Annotated in this window: 16 protein-coding genes; 2 read left to right on the top strand and 14 right to left on the bottom strand. The window is 33.2% G+C overall.

Annotated elements, in window-relative coordinates:
* Nucleotides 1–65: 65 nt before the first annotated feature.
* The 9 genes from SJY44_RS13345 to SJY44_RS13305 form a co-directional block, all read right to left on the bottom strand.
* Entirely contained in the window at nt 66–605 is a 540-nt protein-coding gene (locus tag SJY44_RS13345; RefSeq protein WP_396590102.1) for an acyltransferase, read from the bottom strand.
* On the bottom strand, nt 602–1678 hold the full coding sequence (locus SJY44_RS13340; protein ID WP_396590101.1) for a glycosyltransferase family 4 protein: 1077 nt from the start codon (nt 1676–1678) through the stop codon (nt 602–604). The genes SJY44_RS13345 and SJY44_RS13340 overlap by 4 nt, the downstream gene beginning before the upstream one ends.
* Nucleotides 1675–2766, bottom strand: coding sequence for an O-antigen ligase family protein (locus SJY44_RS13335; protein ID WP_396590100.1), 1092 nt, complete (start codon nt 2764–2766; stop codon nt 1675–1677). The genes SJY44_RS13340 and SJY44_RS13335 overlap by 4 nt, the downstream gene beginning before the upstream one ends.
* Before the next feature lie 85 nt (nt 2767–2851).
* A complete protein-coding gene (gene murJ, locus SJY44_RS13330; RefSeq protein ID WP_396590099.1) occupies nt 2852–4177 on the bottom strand; it encodes a murein biosynthesis integral membrane protein MurJ in 1326 nt (441 codons plus the stop codon).
* Nucleotides 4178–4230: 53 nt separating this feature from the next.
* A complete protein-coding gene (locus tag SJY44_RS13325) occupies nt 4231–5517 on the bottom strand; it encodes a nucleotide sugar dehydrogenase (RefSeq protein ID WP_396590098.1) in 1287 nt (428 codons plus the stop codon).
* Nucleotides 5514–6584: an acyltransferase family protein gene (locus tag SJY44_RS13320; RefSeq protein WP_396590097.1), complete on the bottom strand. Its 1071-nt coding sequence runs from the start codon at nt 6582–6584 to the stop codon at nt 5514–5516. Before SJY44_RS13320 ends, SJY44_RS13325 begins: the two co-directional genes overlap by 4 nt.
* Before the next feature lie 14 nt (nt 6585–6598).
* On the bottom strand, nt 6599–7927 hold the full coding sequence (locus SJY44_RS13315; RefSeq protein WP_396590096.1) for a UDP-glucose dehydrogenase family protein: 1329 nt from the start codon (nt 7925–7927) through the stop codon (nt 6599–6601).
* A 129-nt stretch (nt 7928–8056) separates the two neighbouring features.
* Nucleotides 8057–9058 (bottom strand): SDR family oxidoreductase, encoded by a 1002-nt coding sequence (locus tag SJY44_RS13310; RefSeq protein WP_396590095.1) that lies wholly within the window; start codon nt 9056–9058, stop codon nt 8057–8059.
* A gap of 160 nt (nt 9059–9218) precedes the next feature.
* Nucleotides 9219–10244 (bottom strand): NAD-dependent epimerase, encoded by a 1026-nt coding sequence (locus tag SJY44_RS13305; RefSeq protein ID WP_396590094.1) that lies wholly within the window; start codon nt 10242–10244, stop codon nt 9219–9221.
* Between the two features lie 392 nt (nt 10245–10636).
* Here SJY44_RS13305 and SJY44_RS13300 point away from each other — a divergent pair, with 392 nt between their 5' ends.
* Nucleotides 10637–12139, top strand: a complete 1503-nt coding sequence (locus SJY44_RS13300) for a polysaccharide lyase family 1 protein (RefSeq protein ID WP_396590093.1) — start codon at nt 10637–10639, stop codon at nt 12137–12139.
* A gap of 220 nt (nt 12140–12359) precedes the next feature.
* Nucleotides 12360–13589: a GNAT family N-acetyltransferase gene (locus SJY44_RS13295; RefSeq protein ID WP_396590092.1), complete on the top strand. Its 1230-nt coding sequence runs from the start codon at nt 12360–12362 to the stop codon at nt 13587–13589.
* A gap of 10 nt (nt 13590–13599) precedes the next feature.
* Here the strand turns inward: SJY44_RS13295 and SJY44_RS13290 are convergent, their stop codons facing one another.
* The 5 genes from SJY44_RS13290 to SJY44_RS13270 all read right to left on the bottom strand — a co-directional run bounded on the left by SJY44_RS13290 (nt 13600) and on the right by SJY44_RS13270 (nt 18595).
* Nucleotides 13600–14586, bottom strand: a complete 987-nt coding sequence (locus SJY44_RS13290; protein WP_396590091.1) for a GNAT family N-acetyltransferase — start codon at nt 14584–14586, stop codon at nt 13600–13602.
* Nucleotides 14587–14656: 70 nt separating this feature from the next.
* A complete protein-coding gene (locus SJY44_RS13285; protein ID WP_396590090.1) occupies nt 14657–15628 on the bottom strand; it encodes a GNAT family N-acetyltransferase in 972 nt (323 codons plus the stop codon).
* 15 nt (nt 15629–15643) lie between these two features.
* Nucleotides 15644–16234 carry a sugar transferase gene (locus tag SJY44_RS13280; RefSeq protein WP_396590089.1) on the bottom strand — a complete coding sequence of 197 codons (591 nt, stop codon included), beginning with the start codon at nt 16232–16234 and terminating at the stop codon, nt 15644–15646.
* Nucleotides 16235–16236: 2 nt separating this feature from the next.
* On the bottom strand, nt 16237–17463 hold the full coding sequence (locus tag SJY44_RS13275; RefSeq protein WP_396590088.1) for a DegT/DnrJ/EryC1/StrS family aminotransferase: 1227 nt from the start codon (nt 17461–17463) through the stop codon (nt 16237–16239).
* 43 nt (nt 17464–17506) lie between these two features.
* A complete protein-coding gene (locus SJY44_RS13270; RefSeq protein WP_396590087.1) occupies nt 17507–18595 on the bottom strand; it encodes a glycosyltransferase family 4 protein in 1089 nt (362 codons plus the stop codon).
* Between the last annotated feature and the right edge of the window lie 23 nt (nt 18596–18618).

Raw genomic sequence — 18618 nt, 5'->3', positions numbered from 1 at the left:
AACGACTTTTTCTGTGTTTATAATATTGGTATAAATAAGACAAATAAATTACTGAAATAGGAATTTTACTTCAAATAATCTTTGAAAGATGTATCTAACGCTTCGTTGCTATAAGTTTTCTTTCCTTTTTTGAAATCGATATCTGCATCGGACACAAACTCATTAAGCGCCCTGGTTTTGTACTTGTGATAGTCACCAATAATTTTTGCTGGATTTCCACCAACAATAACCCCGCTGGGTATGGATTTTGTCACGACACTTCCAGCGGCTATTATCACATTGTCTTCAACATTGACGCCCGGCATCAATATGGCATTGGATCCTATAAAAACATTGTTGCCAATTTGTATCTTTCTATACAGGTGTCTTCTACCTTTTTCATCTTCACATAGCCAAGTTGCTCCATCGTGTGTCAATAAACGTACTCCAGCAGTAATGGTTACTTTATTTCCAATTGTGATTAACCAAGGTTCAGAACCAAATGTAGATGTGAGAATTCTACAATTCTCCCCAACATTTACACCCAAACTTCTAGCATATTCAACACCTGATTTAGTGAAGATATGATAATAATTTCTTAGAATTTTAAATATACTTCTAATCATTCTTTGATGAGATTGTTAAAAAGGTTCTCCCATTTGGCGGAAATATTTTCGATTTTAAAATTTTCCAGGCTTCTAATGGCATTTTGACTAAATCTTTTTCTGATACTTTCATCATCCATTAAAATAGCCATTTGCATTTTCATTTCCTCTATATTTTGATTTTCAACCAAAAATCCATCCAGATTATGTGTTATAATGTCAGAAGGTCCAGTTATACAATCGTAGGATATACATGCCATACCTTGTGACATAGCCTCCAATAGGACCATGGGTAAGCCTTCATGCCTAGAGGAAAGGATGAAAATTTCCGACTCCTGCATAATTTCCGCAATATCACTTCTAAAACCTGGGAGGATTAAACTATTCAAAATTTTGTTTTCCATTGCCTTAGCTTTTAAAAAACTAAGTCCCTTTTCACCTCCCCCCACTATTTTTAATTTCCAATCTGGCTTTGCCAATAGTAAGGGGGTCATGATATCCAGAAGGTTGTCAAAGCCCTTAATATGATACCTGTCAAGATTACCTGCAGCAACCACTACCTTAGATTTTGGTGAGTCTTTTATAGGTGCAATATCAAAGGTAAGAGGATTTGGCATAACAGTAACATTGATTTTCTTCTTTAAATAATAATCAACATCATAAGATGTTAATACAGTAAGATAATCTGCAAGGGGATACAAAAAGTTACGCACAAAATTTGTTAAGAAAATGGGCTTCTGAGCACTTAGACAATTACTATGTTCTGAAGCTATTATTTTTATTCTATATAATTTAGCTGCAATAATGGCAACAAAACTTAATTGTGTTATAAAGGAAATCATAATAGAAGGTCTATTATCTTTCTTTCTATAGTAAGTAAGCAGTTTCCATAAACTCCTTAGTGTATGATTAGGAATTTTACCATCATGAAGATTGACCAAATTGATGTTTTTATTCAAATCAAAGGCTAATCCTTTGTTGAAAGTGATAATGTTTACTTCATAACCTAAAGAGCAAAAATGATTGGCAAGTAATACCATTACCCTTTGTGCTCCTCCACTGCCAAGATGCGCTATGACAAAATCTAGCCTCATATTTCCTTAGATGTTTCTTTTGTTTTCAAATAAATCCAAATTGTGGTTAAGATTAAGTAAGAAGCGGTAAAATAATTATGACTTGTCAATAAAAACAAAAATTGACCTAGACCCATCATCAAAAGATATGGTTTATCACTAAAAATGAGGAAACCTCTATATACTATAAATGCATATAGTCCTAAGAAAACGACAAAGGGAAATATTCCAGATTCACCAATAACCAAAAGAAATGAATTGTGAGGGCCGACTCTTCGTAAGCCTCTACCTTGAAATGAGCCATAACCATTACCGAACATGGGTTTGTCATAAATATAATCGTAAAAATACGACCACGTTGTGGTACGTGACCCTTTGTTTAATTCACTGGTTGAAACCTGTTCATTGTTAATAATCGATTTTAGCTGATTAAATCTAACTGTATTTAACTTAAAAATGCTTGCAAAGGATATGAGCAATGTTATCATCAATGCACCAACTAGCAGAACTTTTATGTTTTTTGGATTTAATCTTAAAGATATAAGAATAAGGATTATCCATAACAAAATGAAGGTACGCGAGAATGTCAGAAATCCTGCAAGAGAAAAAACAAATTGTCCAATTAACTGGAGTTTTCTCTTTTTTAGGCCAAATGTAATGGCAAAACCGGTTATACATATAAAACCTGCGGCATTTGGATCTAAATAAAAACCACTATATCGGCCATAGCTATCGCCAAATAATACTGCATTTATTATAATTGAAGATGCCCCTATTAAGAGTATATAAAATACTTCGGTTATTGAGGTTTTTCGAGCAGCTTCTGCCCCAAATATAATTATGATAAAGAACTTTATGAAAGTTGAAACATAAACTGATTCATCACCACTATAATGCTGGAGACCGGAAATGATGAAATAACTTAACCCCAGAATCAAAAAGAATTTTAAAAACACAACCCTTTTCGCCAAGATGGCATAGAAAATCAGAATTGAATACATTAAGGCACTGCTCAAACTCCCAGCTGTTGAACTGACCTTTACCAGCAGGAAAGAAGGCATGTTAAGTATTATTAATCCAAGTGCTATATATCTTACGAATTCACTCATAATAATGCAACAGTTCTTTTTGTAAAATAGTCCAAGTTAAGAGTTTCTAATAGTAAAATTATCAGAAAGGCACTGTTGCTACATTTTATAATTTTGATTTAGCTATTTGATATTGGTTATAAGTATAATATGAATATAAACAACTACTTAGAATATATATTATAGTTGTAGCCATAACTAAACCATACACCCCGTATGGTTTAATCAACAAATAATTTAATATAATATTAGCTGTAAGCCAAAATAGAGAAATCCAAGCCATGAACTTGTTTTTATTTATACTTGTAAGAAAGCGTGCTAATATCAATGTACATATATGAAATGGAATATAAATAAGTGCGATTATCTGAATATTGGCAACAACTTTAGTGTTTTCAGAATTAAACGCATTTCTTTCAAAAAGTAAAGATATTATATCAGAAGAAAAATAGATTCCAAAAATAACTACTATAGAGGCGGATATAAAAATTAATCTAAGCATTTTAAATAGTTGAGAATACGCTCTAAGGATATTGTCATTTATTTGCCTTGAAAAATGTGGTAATAGTACTTTACCCAAGGCTATCATTAAGATGCTAATAGTAAAGGACGGTATTTTAATTCCGTAGTTAATTGCTGATAGGGAGCCTACAACTAGTTGGGCTGCAAAAAATTGATCCACAAAATTATTGAGTCCAGCAAGTAAACCAGAAGATATTTTTGGAGGTAATTGCTGAATCATCAATCTGGAATTTGCATTCAATTTAGGTACGGACAGCTTTATCTCTTTAAATATAAGTGCAGCTGAAAAAACAAAAATAAAACTTAGAAAACTCCCTATAACTGTTGCAATAGCAAGTACCATATCCCCAAGTTGTTCTTTGAAAAAAACCAAACATATAATAATGGATATTACAGAAAAGATACCTCCTAAACTCGATACCAGGTATTTATCGGAAATTTCCAGTAGACCGTTTGCCAAGGTTGAAAAGCCCCAAAAAAATATGCATGGAAGCACTATGTATAATTGTTTCCTTATAAGCTCATAATAATGATCAGAATGCCCTGGGAAAAGAGTATCAAGAAAAACATCTGAAAAAAGCAGGATTAAAAGACAGAAAACAATACAAAATAATAAAGTTATAACGAATACTATTGATTGGAATTGAGCTAATTTACCTTCACCTTTTATCTCTGAAATGTAATTTGGAATGAAAATATTTTTCAGAGCATTTATGAACACATTTTGTATGAAAGTTGGAATCAATAATGCGATCAAAAAAGTGTCCAGTAATTCGGAAAGACCAAAAGTAGAAGCAACAATGGTCTCTTTATAGAACCCGAGTAACTTTATTATAACCGTAATCCCGCCAACTATTGCAAAGTTTAGGACAAGAGGCTGTTTTGCCAATCTTCCTAACTTTTGCAACATGTTCCGTAATTTTGATGATAACATATAATCTTGAGGGATTAAATTACCACAAACTACAGTGATTTAGTGGCCACTTTTTCTAAAACACCTTTTACATCGTAAACTACTCCCTTGTCCGATAACATTTCATTTAAGTCAAGTTTCAAAAATTCATTGTGCGCAACAGCCAATATAATGGCATTGTACTTTTTGGACGGAAGCTCTTTAAGTGTTTTAAGTTCATACTCATTATATACTATCTCAGGTTCTACCCAAGGATCATATATATCCATGTTGATTCTATAATTTTCTAAGTTTTTTATTACATCAACTACTTTTGTGTTTCTAACATCTGGACAGTTTTCTTTGAAAGTAATTCCTAAAACCAAAACGTTGGAATCTTTTACTTTGATGTCATTTTGGATCATGAGCTTAACAACTTCTGATGCAACATATTTCCCCATGCCATCGTTCATGCGCCTACCTGCCAATATAATTTCAGGATGATAGCCATATTCCTGGGCCTTTTGTGCTAAATAGTATGGATCAACCCCAATGCAATGTCCACCGACTAAACCTGGTTTAAAAGGTAAAAAGTTCCATTTTGTACCAGCAGCTTCTAATACGTCATTAGTGTCAATGTCCATTAAATTGAAAATCTTCGCTAGTTCATTTACAAAAGCAATATTGATATCCCTTTGAGAGTTTTCAATCACTTTAGCCGCTTCGGCGACTTTAATTGTTGGCGCAAGGTGCGTGCCGGCAGTTATTACAGATGCATAAAGGGCATCAACTTTTTTTCCAATTTCTGGTGTTGACCCTGAGGTGACTTTTAGAATTTTTTCTACGGTATGTTCCTTATCACCTGGGTTTATACGTTCAGGGGAATAGCCCACAAAAAAATCCTTGTTAAATTCCAAACCGCTCATTTTTTCTAGTACAGGAACGCATTCATCTTCGGTGACCCCAGGGTAAACCGTTGATTCATAAATAACTACATCACCTTTTTTAAGAACATTACCTACAGTTTCACTGGCTTTGTATAGCGGAGTTAGTATGGGTCTGTTTGTATTATCTACCGGAGTTGGTACGGTAATAACGTAATAATTACAATCTGAAATATCACCAAGACTATCTGTGCAGTATAAACCAGTGGTCGGAATATCACTTGTATCGGCCAAAACCTCTTTTAAAACGTCATTATCTACTTCTAAGGTAGTATCAACTCCTGTTCTAAGTTCTTCAACTCTATTTTTACTAATATCAAAACCGATAACAGGGTATTTTGTAGCAAACAAACGAGCTAATGGCAGCCCTACATATCCTAAGCCTATTACGGCGATTTTTGATGATTCTTTCATTGATTAAATTTTAATTTTTTAGTTTCGGCACCTATCAATAATCTGCCGAGTTTGAATTTTAAGATTACTTCTCCCAAAAACAAGGATCCCATGAAACTTGTAGTAAACCCTAACACAATAACTAGATAAATGGGTAAATATTGGATGGAATCAATCTCATAAAATAGTTTTAGAAAAGGTTCGTGAATTAAATAGATATAATAACTGTTATTATTGATAAACTGTATTGGTTTCTTAAATCTTTCTGGCATAAGTTCTTCTAACTTGATAAAAAGGATATAGATGAACGCGATAGAAAAAATCCCCAATGGTATAAGTTTGAAATGTGCGATTAGGCTCCCTAAAATTCTATTTTCAATATAATTTGGAAGAATCAGGAAAAAAACAAAAAGGGTTAGGTGTATTAGAAAAAACAAAAAGAATTTCCCTTTTAAATAATGCAATACAATCTCATTTTTTAGATGGAAAAGATATCCCATGTAAAAGAAAGGGAGGTATTTGAACACCTTGGCCAAGGTAGGAATGCCAATATAATGTGTAATAGGGCTCAGTGAAAACAAAAATAATATGATGACTATGCTCTTTAAAATGTTTTTTTTGAAGTAGGGTTCCAATGGATAAAACAGTAGAAAAAGCAAAAAAATCATTGAAAGAAACCAAAGGTGCCCAGGACCGGCCCATATATAATTAAGAAACTCTAAAGTTGAATTAAAATCTAAGAAAAAGTATATATATATAGGAGACAATAATAGAAAAGGTATAAGAAGTCTTTTGACCTTTTTTTTGACTAAAATAGGATACGTTTTATATTTCTTTAGATTATTTCTTAGGTAGCAGTATAAAAAGCCGGAAATAAAAACAAAAAGAGGCATTGAAATAGTGGAAATGTAAGAACCAAGTACATTTGCTGATTCACTATAGCTAAATACTTCTCCTATTTTCCAAGAACCAGTAAAAGGGGCAAAGGAATGCCTAAGAACCACAATACCTATACCAAATACCCTCAAAAAATCAATACTATCGATTTTTTTAGGCAATTGAGAATCTGATTGTAGCTTTTTAGTCATATTTTTTTGAATTCTTATTTTTTTCCAATTTGGAAGTATTCAAATCCCTTTTCCTGCATTAATGCGTCATTGTACTGGTTCCTTCCATCAAATATAATGGCTTGGTTTAACTGCTTTTTGATTTCATCGAAGTCAGGTGATCTAAATTCTTTCCATTCGGTCAATAGAACAAGAGCGTCAGAATTTTCAAGAACTTCATATTTTGAGTCACGATAATCTACATTTGGAACGTCCTTTAAATAGAAGTGTTTGGCTTCGTCAATAGCTTTGGGATCATATGCCAGTATTTTTGCACCTCTTTTGCTCAATTCTTTGACAACATATATGGCGGGAGCTTCACGCATATCATCAGTTCCAGGTTTAAAGGCCAAGCCCCATATGGAAAATGTTTTTTCGGAAAGGTTTTCTCCAAACCTTTTGATTATTTTTTCAGCAATCACAAATTTTTGTCTATCATTTACATCTTCCACCGCTCCTATGAGTTGTGCTTGATAACCGTAATCTGAAGCAGTTTTTTTTAAGGCTTTGACATCTTTTGGGAAACATGATCCACCATATCCACTGCCAGGGTAAATAAAACTATATCCAATTCGTTGATCAGAACCAATCCCGATGCGAACTTTATTTACATCAGCGCCAACGAGTTCGCAGATATTGGCAACTTCGTTCATAAATGAAATTTTAGTGGCCAACATGGCATTTGCCACATATTTTGTCATTTCAGCAGATCTAACATCCATTGTAATAAGGCGATCGGCATTACTTTTAAAGAATGGCGCATAAAGACTCCTCATCTTTTTTGTGGCATTTGAATCATCTGACCCTATTACTACTCTATCTGGCTTCATGAAATCATTGATCGCATCTCCTTCTTTTAAGAATTCAGGATTGGAAACCACATGAAACTCAATGTTAACATTACGTGCTGTTAACTCCTTCTCAATAGTAGACTTTACCTTGTCTGCGGTGCCTACGGGAACTGTTGATTTATCTACTATTATAAGGGGGGTGGTCATATGCTGACCTATTTCTTTTGCAACTTGGAGAACGTACTGCAAATCAGCAGAACCATCTTCTCCCATGGGTGTGCCAACGGCTATAAATGCAATATCACAATTGTCAAGGTGGTGGCTTAAATTTGTACTGAAATGAAGCGTTCTGTTTTGAATATTCCTTTGAACCATTGCTTCTAGTCCTGGTTCGTAAATTGGAATGACTCCCTGTCTAAGTTTTTCAATTTTTTTTGTATCTATATCTATACAGGTTACTGTATTTCCCATTTCAGCAAAGCAAGTGCCGCTAACAAGTCCAACATAACCAGTACCTATTACAGTCAAATTCATTCAGGATTCAATTTAATTGTTAAAAAATTAAGGCAAAAATACTATTTAGATCAGTTCTTCTTGTCAAGAAATATTGATATAATAGAATTGAGCTTGGAAAGTTTACCGAGAACCAAGAAACATTGGATACTAGTTTCTCAGGTTTCCCCAGTACCACTTTACAGCTTCTTTAAGTCCTTCTTCAATGCTATACTTTGGGTTGTACCCTAAAAGATTTTTAGCTTTTTCCACGGAAGCCAGTGAATGTGGTACATCTCCTTGTCTGTTCGTTCCATGGATTACATTTACTTTTGTAATTTCACTATCAAAAACGCTTAGGTTCTCTTTTAGAAGGCCAACTAAATCATTTAAATTGGTACGTTCCCCAAAAGCCACATTGTATACGGTATTCACAGCTTCCTTTTTATTGGAAATCATAGCTAAGATGTTCATTTGAACTACGTTGTCAATATAGGTGAAATCTCTTGAATAACTTCCATCCCCATTAATTGTAGGAGATTCATGATTCATCAGCTGCATAACGAATTTTGGAATAACAGCGGCATACGCTCCATTTGGATCTTGTCTTCTCCCAAATACATTGAAATATCTAAGTCCAATAGTTTCAATGCCATATGTTTTGCTAAAAATATCTGCGTACAACTCATTCACATATTTAGTGATTGCATAGGGGGATAATGGTTTGCCAATTATATCTTCAACTTTCGGGAGACCTTTAGAGTCACCATATGTTGAGCTACTGGCGGCATATACAAAACGTTTTACCTTAGCATCTCTTGCAGCGGTCAACATATTCAAAAATCCAGATACATTCACTTCGTTGCTGGTAATGGGGTCGTTTATAGATCTGGGGACTGAACCCAAAGCAGCTTGGTGAAGCACATAATCAGCATCCTTGCAGGCGTTTTGACAATCTTCTAAATTTCTGATGTCCCCTTCAATTAAGCTAAAATTGTTATTAGACAAAAAAGGCTCAATATTTTCTTTTTTACCTGTGGCAAAATTATCTAGGCAACGAACCCTGTTTCCATTGGACAAAAGCCATTCACATAGGTTAGAACCTATGAAACCGGCACCGCCAGTTACTAAAACCAGATATTTGGAATCAAAATCAAGTGTTGTACCGTTCATTATTGAGATTTACAAATTGACTGCAAAAATCAGCAAAAGAAAATTAACTTTTATGGCTTTTATTTTAAATGCCAATTAAATTCGATTAAGTGTTAGGAGTAAAAACATTATTGGTTTTTTTCAGATCTTTTTCAAAAGAAAACTTGCAAGAATAAATGAGCTACTTGTTGTAAAAAAACTTGTACCAATCAATAAACTCTGAAACTCCTTTTTTAATAGGAGTGTTTGGGGAGTAGGCATAGTTTTTAACTAAGTCATTAACATTGGCCCATGTTTTTTGCACATCTCCAGGTTGCATAGGAAGGAATTCTTTTTTTGCGATAAGGTTCAATTTTTGCTCTATTGCATTTATAAAGTCCATAAGTTTAACAGAACTATTATTGCCAATATTGTAAACACTGTATAGCTTGTTATTTTCTTTTTTTGCAGAAGATTTTTTTTCAAGAATCTTTACTACCCCTATCACGATGTCATCTATATAGGTAAAGTCCCTTTCCATTTTACCGTTATTAAAAACTTTTATTGGATTTCCTTCCAAAATTGCTTTCGTGAAAAGGAACATTGCCATATCTGGTCTTCCCCAAGGACCATATACTGTGAAGAAACGTAACCCGGTAGTCTTAAACTTAAAAAGATGACTATAGGTGTGGGCCATGAGCTCATTACTTTTTTTAGTTGCCGCATAGAGGCTTATAGGGTTATCCACATTATCAGTAGTCTCAAATGGTACCTTTTTATTCAAACCATACACACTAGAGCTACTAGCGTATACCAAATGCTCAATGGAAAAATTTCTACAACATTCAAGAACGTTTAAAAATCCAGAGATATTACTATCAATGTAAGCTTCAGGATTTTCTAGGCTATAGCGCACACCAGCTTGTGCCGCAAGATTACAAACGGCATCAAATTTTTCATTTCTAAAAATATCTGGAAGGTTAGCACGATCTTCAAGTTTTAGTCTTATAAACCTGAATGAAGAAAATGTATCGCTTTGTGTCATTTCATTGTACCGTTGAGCATTTTGGGAACTAATACCCAACTCCGATAAACGAGCTAATTTCAGATCTACACTATAATAATCATTAATAGAATCAAGGCCGATTACAACATGCCCTTTTTCTAATAGTTTTTTAGAAACATGGAATCCTATAAAGCCTGCGGCCCCAGTCACCAATAACTTCATGTCATATTATTTTATATGGCAAATATCAAAATAGTAAATGGCTTTAAAGGCTTTTTTGGGTAAACTTTGATGAAATACTTATTGTATCGGTCAAATAAAAATCAGTTGGATATGTTGAAGAGTGTTTTTGAAGCAAATACTCTCAAGATGTTAACGAAAACTGTAGTTCATCGAAAAAACATCTAATAAGGTGTTAAAATCACCGATGAGATGATCTATTTAATCGGTAAACTACGTACAAGGGGTGTGCATTTAACAAGTTAATATCAAAAAAGAAATTTCGTTGAAACAATGGGTTCTTATAAAAAAGTGCATTTTATCGAAAAAACCGGTATTTCAACGACACTCTTATTTTAAATCTATAATTTTAAACCCCAAATACACCTCACATCATGAAAATCTCTTATAACCTAATGCTTGTAATCTTCTTTTTTACCTGTATTAACCTGCTTAGTTCTTGTGCCAAGGACAATGATTTATTTTATGAATCTATCCAAGAAGAAGTTGAAAAGAACATAGAAGAGGAAAATGAAGAAGAGCCAAATGTAGAAGAAGACAATGAAGGGCAAACAAATGAAGAAGAAGAACAGGGACCTACAGAGTTTATTTCAGGAGCACTTAAGGCTTTTCCCTCTGCAATGGGTTTTGGGAGTAATGCCACTGGCGGTAGAGGAGGTAAAGTTATAAAAGTTACCAATTTGAATGATAGTGGTGAAGGTTCGTTAAGAGCTGCCTGTGAAGAATCAGGAGCGAGAATAGTAATTTTTGATGTAGGAGGAACAATAAACTTGTCTTCAAGTATTACTATAAACAATGATGACATCACTATTGCCGGGCAATCCGCACCTTCAAATAGTGGAGGAGTTACCATCTCAGGTGCTTCCATCAGAATATTCGCTAGCAATGTTATTTTTAGGTATTTACGAATAAGAGTCGGTGACGGCGGCTACAAAAATGCAAATGGAACTGTTGTTGGTGGAAATAGTGACGATTATGACGGGCTTTCCTTATTCGGGAGCAGGGGAGGTGACAATATGATTTTTGATCATTGTTCTATTAGTTGGGCAATTGACGAAAATATAGGAATGGCAGGAAGATTAACTGACCCTTTAGAAAACGTTACCATACAAAATTGCATAATTTCTGAAGCTTTAAATAGCTCGCATCATGACAAGGGTGCTCATTCAAAAGGAGCGTTGATAGGTCTAAATGCCCAGAAAATCACTTTCTATCAAAACCTACTTGCTCATAATAGTGAAAGAAATATACGTTCTGGAGGAGGAAACTCATTTGAGATGATTAACAATGTGGTTTATAATTTTGGTTATGCTTCTGGTATTAGTTCTGGAAATGTTTTTGCCGTAATAGGGAACTATTATAAATCGGGAGCTGATGGAGCAAAATCAAGTAATCCTCAAATGATAGATTATATTACAGACAGTGATTATTCTTTGAATACTACAAAATCTTATATTTCAGATAACGTGTTTGTGGTTCCAGGTAATTCTGTAGAATACGATGCTACATATAATTCTGTAATGCAAAGTTCACCTCCAATTAGTAGTAATATAGTGGCGACAGGACCGGCAGTTGCTTTAGAGGATGTTCTTGGGAATTCAGGTGCAAAGGTGCCGCATGTAGATGCTGTTGATGAAAGAATATTAAGTGAATTTAGGAATGGAACGGGTCGTATAATTGATACACAAGAAGAAGTTGGAGGGTTTCCTGACTTGGCTTTAGGAACTGCTAGGGTTGATTCTGATAATGATGGTATGCCAGATAGCTGGGAAATTGCTAATGGTTTTAATCCAGATGTAGATGATAGTGCAGGTGATTCTGACGATAATGGGTACACAAATATTGAGGAGTATTTGTATTCTTTAACACAGGATTAGTAAACAACTTGAATAAAATTTTTGGCTGTAATGAAAAATGAAGAAGGAGGCTTATCTAAGCCTCCTTCTTCATTTTTCATCAATATGTTTTCAACATGCGTAAGTACATGTATACTTTTAAAGATAATTGGATATATTTCAACGTGTTTTTAAGTATATGATTTGAAGGAATCTATTGGATTGGTATGTTTGCACAATGCAACAATCTAAATCTGCCAATATGGAAAATCGCCACCCATTTTTTGGTGAAAATTTTATTTCTTCTTGGACACAGCATTTCTCGAAAAATGCCACCAGTTCATCCTTTAAATTTATTAATCCCTTAAGATTTATAAATGGGAAGCTTTCTTTTTTCTATTATAATGTCGGAAAAAATATTACTAATGGAACGTTCTACGATATAAATAAAGAGAAAACAGATTATAAAGGAAAAACCTTTTTAATTTATGATGTTCTCTCAGATAGAATTAGAAAGGGGATTAAGTCTGACTCAAATCTAAAAATTAGAATTGTTCCTCAGTATAAAGGGTACTTATCTAATTTAACTGATTTCAACTGCTTTGAGGACTATTTTTCCAAACAATTTTCTTCGAAAAGCCGAACTAATCTTAGAAAATATCTCAAAAGATTAGATGGCAATTTTAGCACTTCGTTTAAAGTTTTTCATGGTACCATTTCTGTAGAAGAATACGAATTTCATTTTGAAAAATTGATCGAACTGATAGGAAAAAGATTTGGAGAGTTAGGCCTTGAAAATAACATCTTAAAACTTAGGAATTACTACAAAGACCTTTGTTACCAGATGATTTTGAACAAAGAAGCCTCGTTAAATGTCATTTACAGTGATAAAGAACCTATAGCGATATCATTTTGTTTTCTATCTGATGAACGTGCTTATTTTGCAATAACAACATTCGATACTGATTTTAGAAGGTATAATTTAGGACACGTTTTGATAATTAAAATAATGGGCTGGTGTTTTGAAAATGGTATTAGGAAATTTGATTATTCCAAAGGAACTTATGATTACAAGACAAGATGGGCAAATGAATCTTATTACTTTGAAAACCATATACTATATGACCGAAACTCTATAAAAGCTGCGCTTTTGGGGAATTATTTGTACGGTTATTTTAAATTTAAACAGTTTTTAAGAGATAAAAACATCAATAAGGTTTATTCTCGAATCAAGTTCTATTTAGGGAAAAAAGAAGATAAAGAAAATGATAAATTTGAAGTTAGTGAATTAGATTTAGCCAATTTCAATAAGGAGAATCTAAATAGGGTTTTTCTTATAGAAGAAACTCATCATAAGTTGAGATCAATTATTTACGATTTGTTATTTTCAAAACCGCAACCTATAAAAAATGTAATAGTCTATCAGCATAAGACTGAAAACTACTATGTTATTCAAGGAGAGTCATTGTTACACAAAATAGTGCTGGACTAATTATTTTAGATTACCCTCTTAGTTTTTTTCGCAAATATTGTTTCAGCCTATAGTAAAAAACTATGTAGGCAGTTGTTAAAACACTTATTGGAGATTTTCTATCGTATAGTACATGGTATTCAAAATTATATTCCATAGTAGACCATCTATGTTTATATCCATAACTTCCTTTTGATAAATCAAAATAAGAATACCCATTTTCTAATGCCCATTCGATAGCTTTCATATTCATGATTGAACCTATTCCATATTTTGAATATGCCATATCTGTCCCGGGAACAGCAGAAAACAAGATATTTTCAGAATGGTAATTTAAAGTTATTGCAATTGGAGTATCTTCGTTTTTTGCTACTATAAATGATGCCTGATTTTCATTTATCATGTCGAAGATTAAATCTTCATACCATTTTCGAATTCCTTCTTTTGTATGACTATTTGTATTTTGTTTTTTTTCAAATTTTGCCTCAATTAAGTCATAGAGATAATTCATCAGCAAATCAAAAGAATCTCTTGATATTGAGCCGAAATAAAACTCGTAAGAAATGCTAAATGATTCCTCAAGCTGTTTCTTGGGATATAATACTTTTCTTCTTTTTTTTGCTGGAAATTGTTTTTTGAGGTAATCGTCTATGTCCTCAAAATCATCAAGTTTTGCTAAAAAACCTGAATATTGGGGAATCTTTTTGATTCCTAATCTGGTTGGAGCGTTTTCGGTACTTACTTCAAAGTACTCGGGAACATCATATACTAGAAAAGTCCTGTGTTTAAAGTCACTTTGTGTTTTTTCTGACAAGGTGTATGACATACCACAAGATTTGAACATTCCTATATTAAAGTATAAAGGCAAAACAGAATGCTTTGTAAATTTTATATCATCAATGAAGCTAAACTGTCTCGCATTTCCTGAGTTATGAAAATTAGACATCCATTTTTTTACATATAATTCCGATGTAAAAGGATTGTTCTTTAATATCATGTTATGTGTTGTTGAATTCATTTTTTGAATTATCTCCAAACAATTTTAAGTCAATTGAGAGTAATTATACAGAAACACTTTTGCTTACGTATTATGAATTAACTCTTATTCTTTTTTTCAATTGTTTCATCTTGTATAAAATTGAAATGAAGTTCACCAATGAAACCGCAATTAGAGATTTTTTATCATAAAACATATGATGCCTGGCAATGTACTTTTTTGTAGCCCATCTGTGTTTATACCCAAATGACTCTTTAGACATATCAAAAAATGAGACATCATTATCAAACGCCCATTGAATAGACTTTAAAATGGCAATGGACCCCATACCGTAAGATTTGTATTTGAAATTGGCAAGAGCTGCAGCTCCAAACATTACATTATCTGCATGATAGCATAGATTGACAGATATTGGAATTCCACCATCTTTGATAACAAAAAATGAGGCCTTTTTTTCATTAATCATTTGAAAAAGCATTTTGTTGTACCAACTCCGAACCCCTGTTTTTAAATGACTATTCTTTTCTTTTTTATTTTCATATTTAACATTAATAAAATCATAAAAAGCATTGAGAAGAGAAGTAAAGGTGTCTTTTGTTATTTCACCATGGTACCATTCATAAGCAATATCATGTGAACTCTCTAGTTTTTTTATACTTGATCTTAGTTTATGCCTTTGTTTTGAGTTGAACTGATTATTTAGATATGAATCAAAATTATCAAAACTTTCAAGTTCCACTAGATACCCTTCATTGGAAAACAATGTTTTTAGTCCTAATCCTTTAACGGAAATTGATTTATCTATTTTAAAATAGTCTAGCACATCATATATAAAGATTGTTTTATGGGCAAAGTCTTTAATTTCATTCGATTTTTTTAATGTGTAGGACATGCCATATGACTTTCCTTTACCAGCATTAAAGTAGAGTGGGAGATATTTATTTTTAGTAAATGCAATTCCATTCAAAAAATTGAATGTGGATAGTGTTTTACTTTGGTAAAAACAATCAGACCAATGTGTGTTATATATGGAAGAAGTAAAAGGATTTTCTTTAATTACCATTTTAAGAGCTTCGATTTATTTATTTAGAATAGAGGAAAAGGTTTTGAAGATTATTTTAAAATCTTCAAAAACACTTTTTCTTTTAATATATTCTTTATTTAATTTTAGTTTAATTGGCAAAATCTCCTTGATATACTTGGTATCCGGATTTTCTGAATCTTTGAGTAACTCATTCTCATTTCTAAAATGAATAGAGGCATAATCGGTTATTCCCGGTTTGACCTCTAAAACCATTAAATCGTCTTTCGTATAAAAATCAACATATTTCCTAACCTCAGGTCGAGGTCCTACTAAACTCATTTCCCCAAAGAAAACATTAAACAATTGAGGGAGTTCATCCAGTTTTGATTTTCGTAAAACGTAACCTATCCTTGTAACTCTTGGGTCTCTGTCACCGACTGTTAGTAGTCCCTTTTTATCAGAACCTATGTACATGGTCCGAAATTTTAAAATTTTAAAATCCTTATTGTTTAAGCCAACTCTCTGCTGTCTATATAGTAAAGGTCCTGCAGAGGTTAATTTTATGATTAACATAATGAGCAACATCAGAGGCAACAGAAAAACTATGCCCAATAATGAGAGAAGTATATCTAAAACTCTTTTCATGATTAAACGTTGGCTTTTTTAAACCTTAAAACAGTTTCCACAGATTCAGATACGGTATCACATATAAACTTTATTTCTCCGTCTTTTAACTGAGGATAGATTGGAAGGGATATTTCATTTTTGTATTGGTCGAATGCTACTGGAAAATCAGAAATCTTAAACCCAGATTCTTTAAACAAGCTTAACAAAGGAAGTGGCTGAAAATGTACATTAACGGCAACCTCTTTTTTAGAAATCAGTTCGATAATTTTATCTCTCTCTTGTTCTGTGGTATCTTTAATTCTGAGTGCATATATATGACAAGATGAAACGGAACCATCACTTGAAAAATTTGGCAAGATTGCCCACTCTTTATTTTTAAAAAAAGAGTTATATACCTGAAATATTTCTTGTCTTTTCGGTAAAATTTCGGTTCTATAACTTGTTATTTGACCCAATCCAATGGCAGCTAACACGTCAGGCATGTTTATTTTTAGACCTGGGTAAATAATATCGTATCTCCAGGCACCAGCTTTGTTTTTGGTAAAAGCATCCTTGGTTTGTCCATTCAGCGAATAACATCTAAGATTGGAGTAAAGAGTTCCATTATCAAAAGGTTCCGGGAGATTAAGGCATACAGCTCCTCCCTCAGCTGTCGTAACATTTTTCACAGCATGCAATGAGAAGATAGTAATATCTGTAAGTACTCCAGCATTTTTATTTTTATATAAAGCACCGATGGAATGAGCTGCATCAGAGATAACCAGTATTCTTCCCAGCTGTTCTTGAATTTCAGTTTTAGGTAAAAAAAGATGCGATTTCTTTCTTACCAATTCATTGATGCGATCATAATCGCATGGCCAACCCGCTATATCCACAGGCATAATGGCTTTGGTTCTTTCAGTAATTGCCTTTTCAATATTCGTGGCGGAAATGTTAAAATCGGCATTCACATCTACCATTACTGGTACACCGCCAGAGTGAATGACACTAAGGGCAGTGGCTGAATAAGTGTATGCAGGTATGATAACTTCATCGCCTTCTTCAATACCAAACCACTTTAAAATTAAAATGGCTCCAGAAGTCCAAGAGTTTACACAAAGAACATTGGACGCACCTGTATAACTTTCAATTTCACTTTCCAATTTTTTGACCTTCGGACCGGTGGTAATCCAACCGGAGTTTAACGAATCTAAAACTTCTAGTTTAACTTCATCATTTATATATGGTGGAGAAAATGGTATCTTCATAATTTATTTTTCTATTAATCTTTTCAGGTTTTGTCAGGTTCAACTAACCTATTTTCCTATATAAGTTTATATATTGATTGCTAATTCGATCTAGTCCAAATTGCTTTACGTGATTTTTGGCATTTACAGAGCAGATATTGTGCAATTTTTTGTCAGTGGCCATCTTTATCATTGCATGGGCCAATTCATTAGAGTTGTTGACATCTACTAAGAGCCCTTCCTTATTTGTTCTAACAATCTCCCTTGTTCCAGGTACATTGGTAGTTATAGATGGTAACCCCATTGCAGAAGCTTCTAAAAGTACCCTAGAAAACCCTTCTCTAAAAGTAGGGAGAACAAATGCATTTGATTGGGCAAGTAAGTTTTTTACATCTTTTCTTGATCCTAGCCAGTCAATATAGTCTTTGTAATCTTCTAGTATTTGCTTATTAAGTTTGTTTGAATTTTCTTCAAGTGGGCCAACGAGCGTAAAATTAAAATCATATCCTTTTTCAGAACAAATTTTAGCCGCTTCTAAATAATTAACAATGCCCTTTTCATAAACAAGTCTAGCAACGCAAATAAAAGTAAAACGTTTGTTAGTTTTAGGAGGAGGGCTAGTATATTGTAATAGGTCTATTCCGCTGCCAAAAATCAAAGAACTCTTTTCTTTGTCTACTAATCCTTTTTTAATGAAGTAATTTCTATCATCCGCGTTTTGAAAAGTAGTATGAGCAACCTTTGCTCTAATAGAGCGATGCAATAAATGATAAATTGCTCGGAAGATTTTGTATTTTATTTCTTCTGACATGAAAATGGTACCCAAACCTGTTATGGTTCTCACAATCTTAACTTTTAAGCCTATGGCAGAAATAGGTAGTATAAAAGCTGGTTTTGTATCAAAAGTTTGAACAATATCAAATTCCCTCTTTTTTAAAATTCTTCTGTACTGTGAAATGGTAACGATATCAGAAAAAAGATTTGATTTTCTATTTAATTCATACTTCACAAAAGTTACATTGCTTGGGTATTGGTATGATTTGGTGCCTAAGATGGTAACATCAAAACCTTTTTTTATCAGGTGTTGAGAGAGCTCTATTCTTTTATGGGCGTCTTCACCCCCAACAAGACAAATAGATAGATTATTCTTCATACACCTGCTTATTTTGATATGGC

Source organism: Allomuricauda sp. R78024, from assembly GCF_044596045.1.
Lineage (GTDB): Bacteria > Bacteroidota > Bacteroidia > Flavobacteriales > Flavobacteriaceae > Flagellimonas.
Note: the sequence above shows the minus strand (reverse complement) of the source record. Positions and strands in the feature narration are given on the sequence as shown.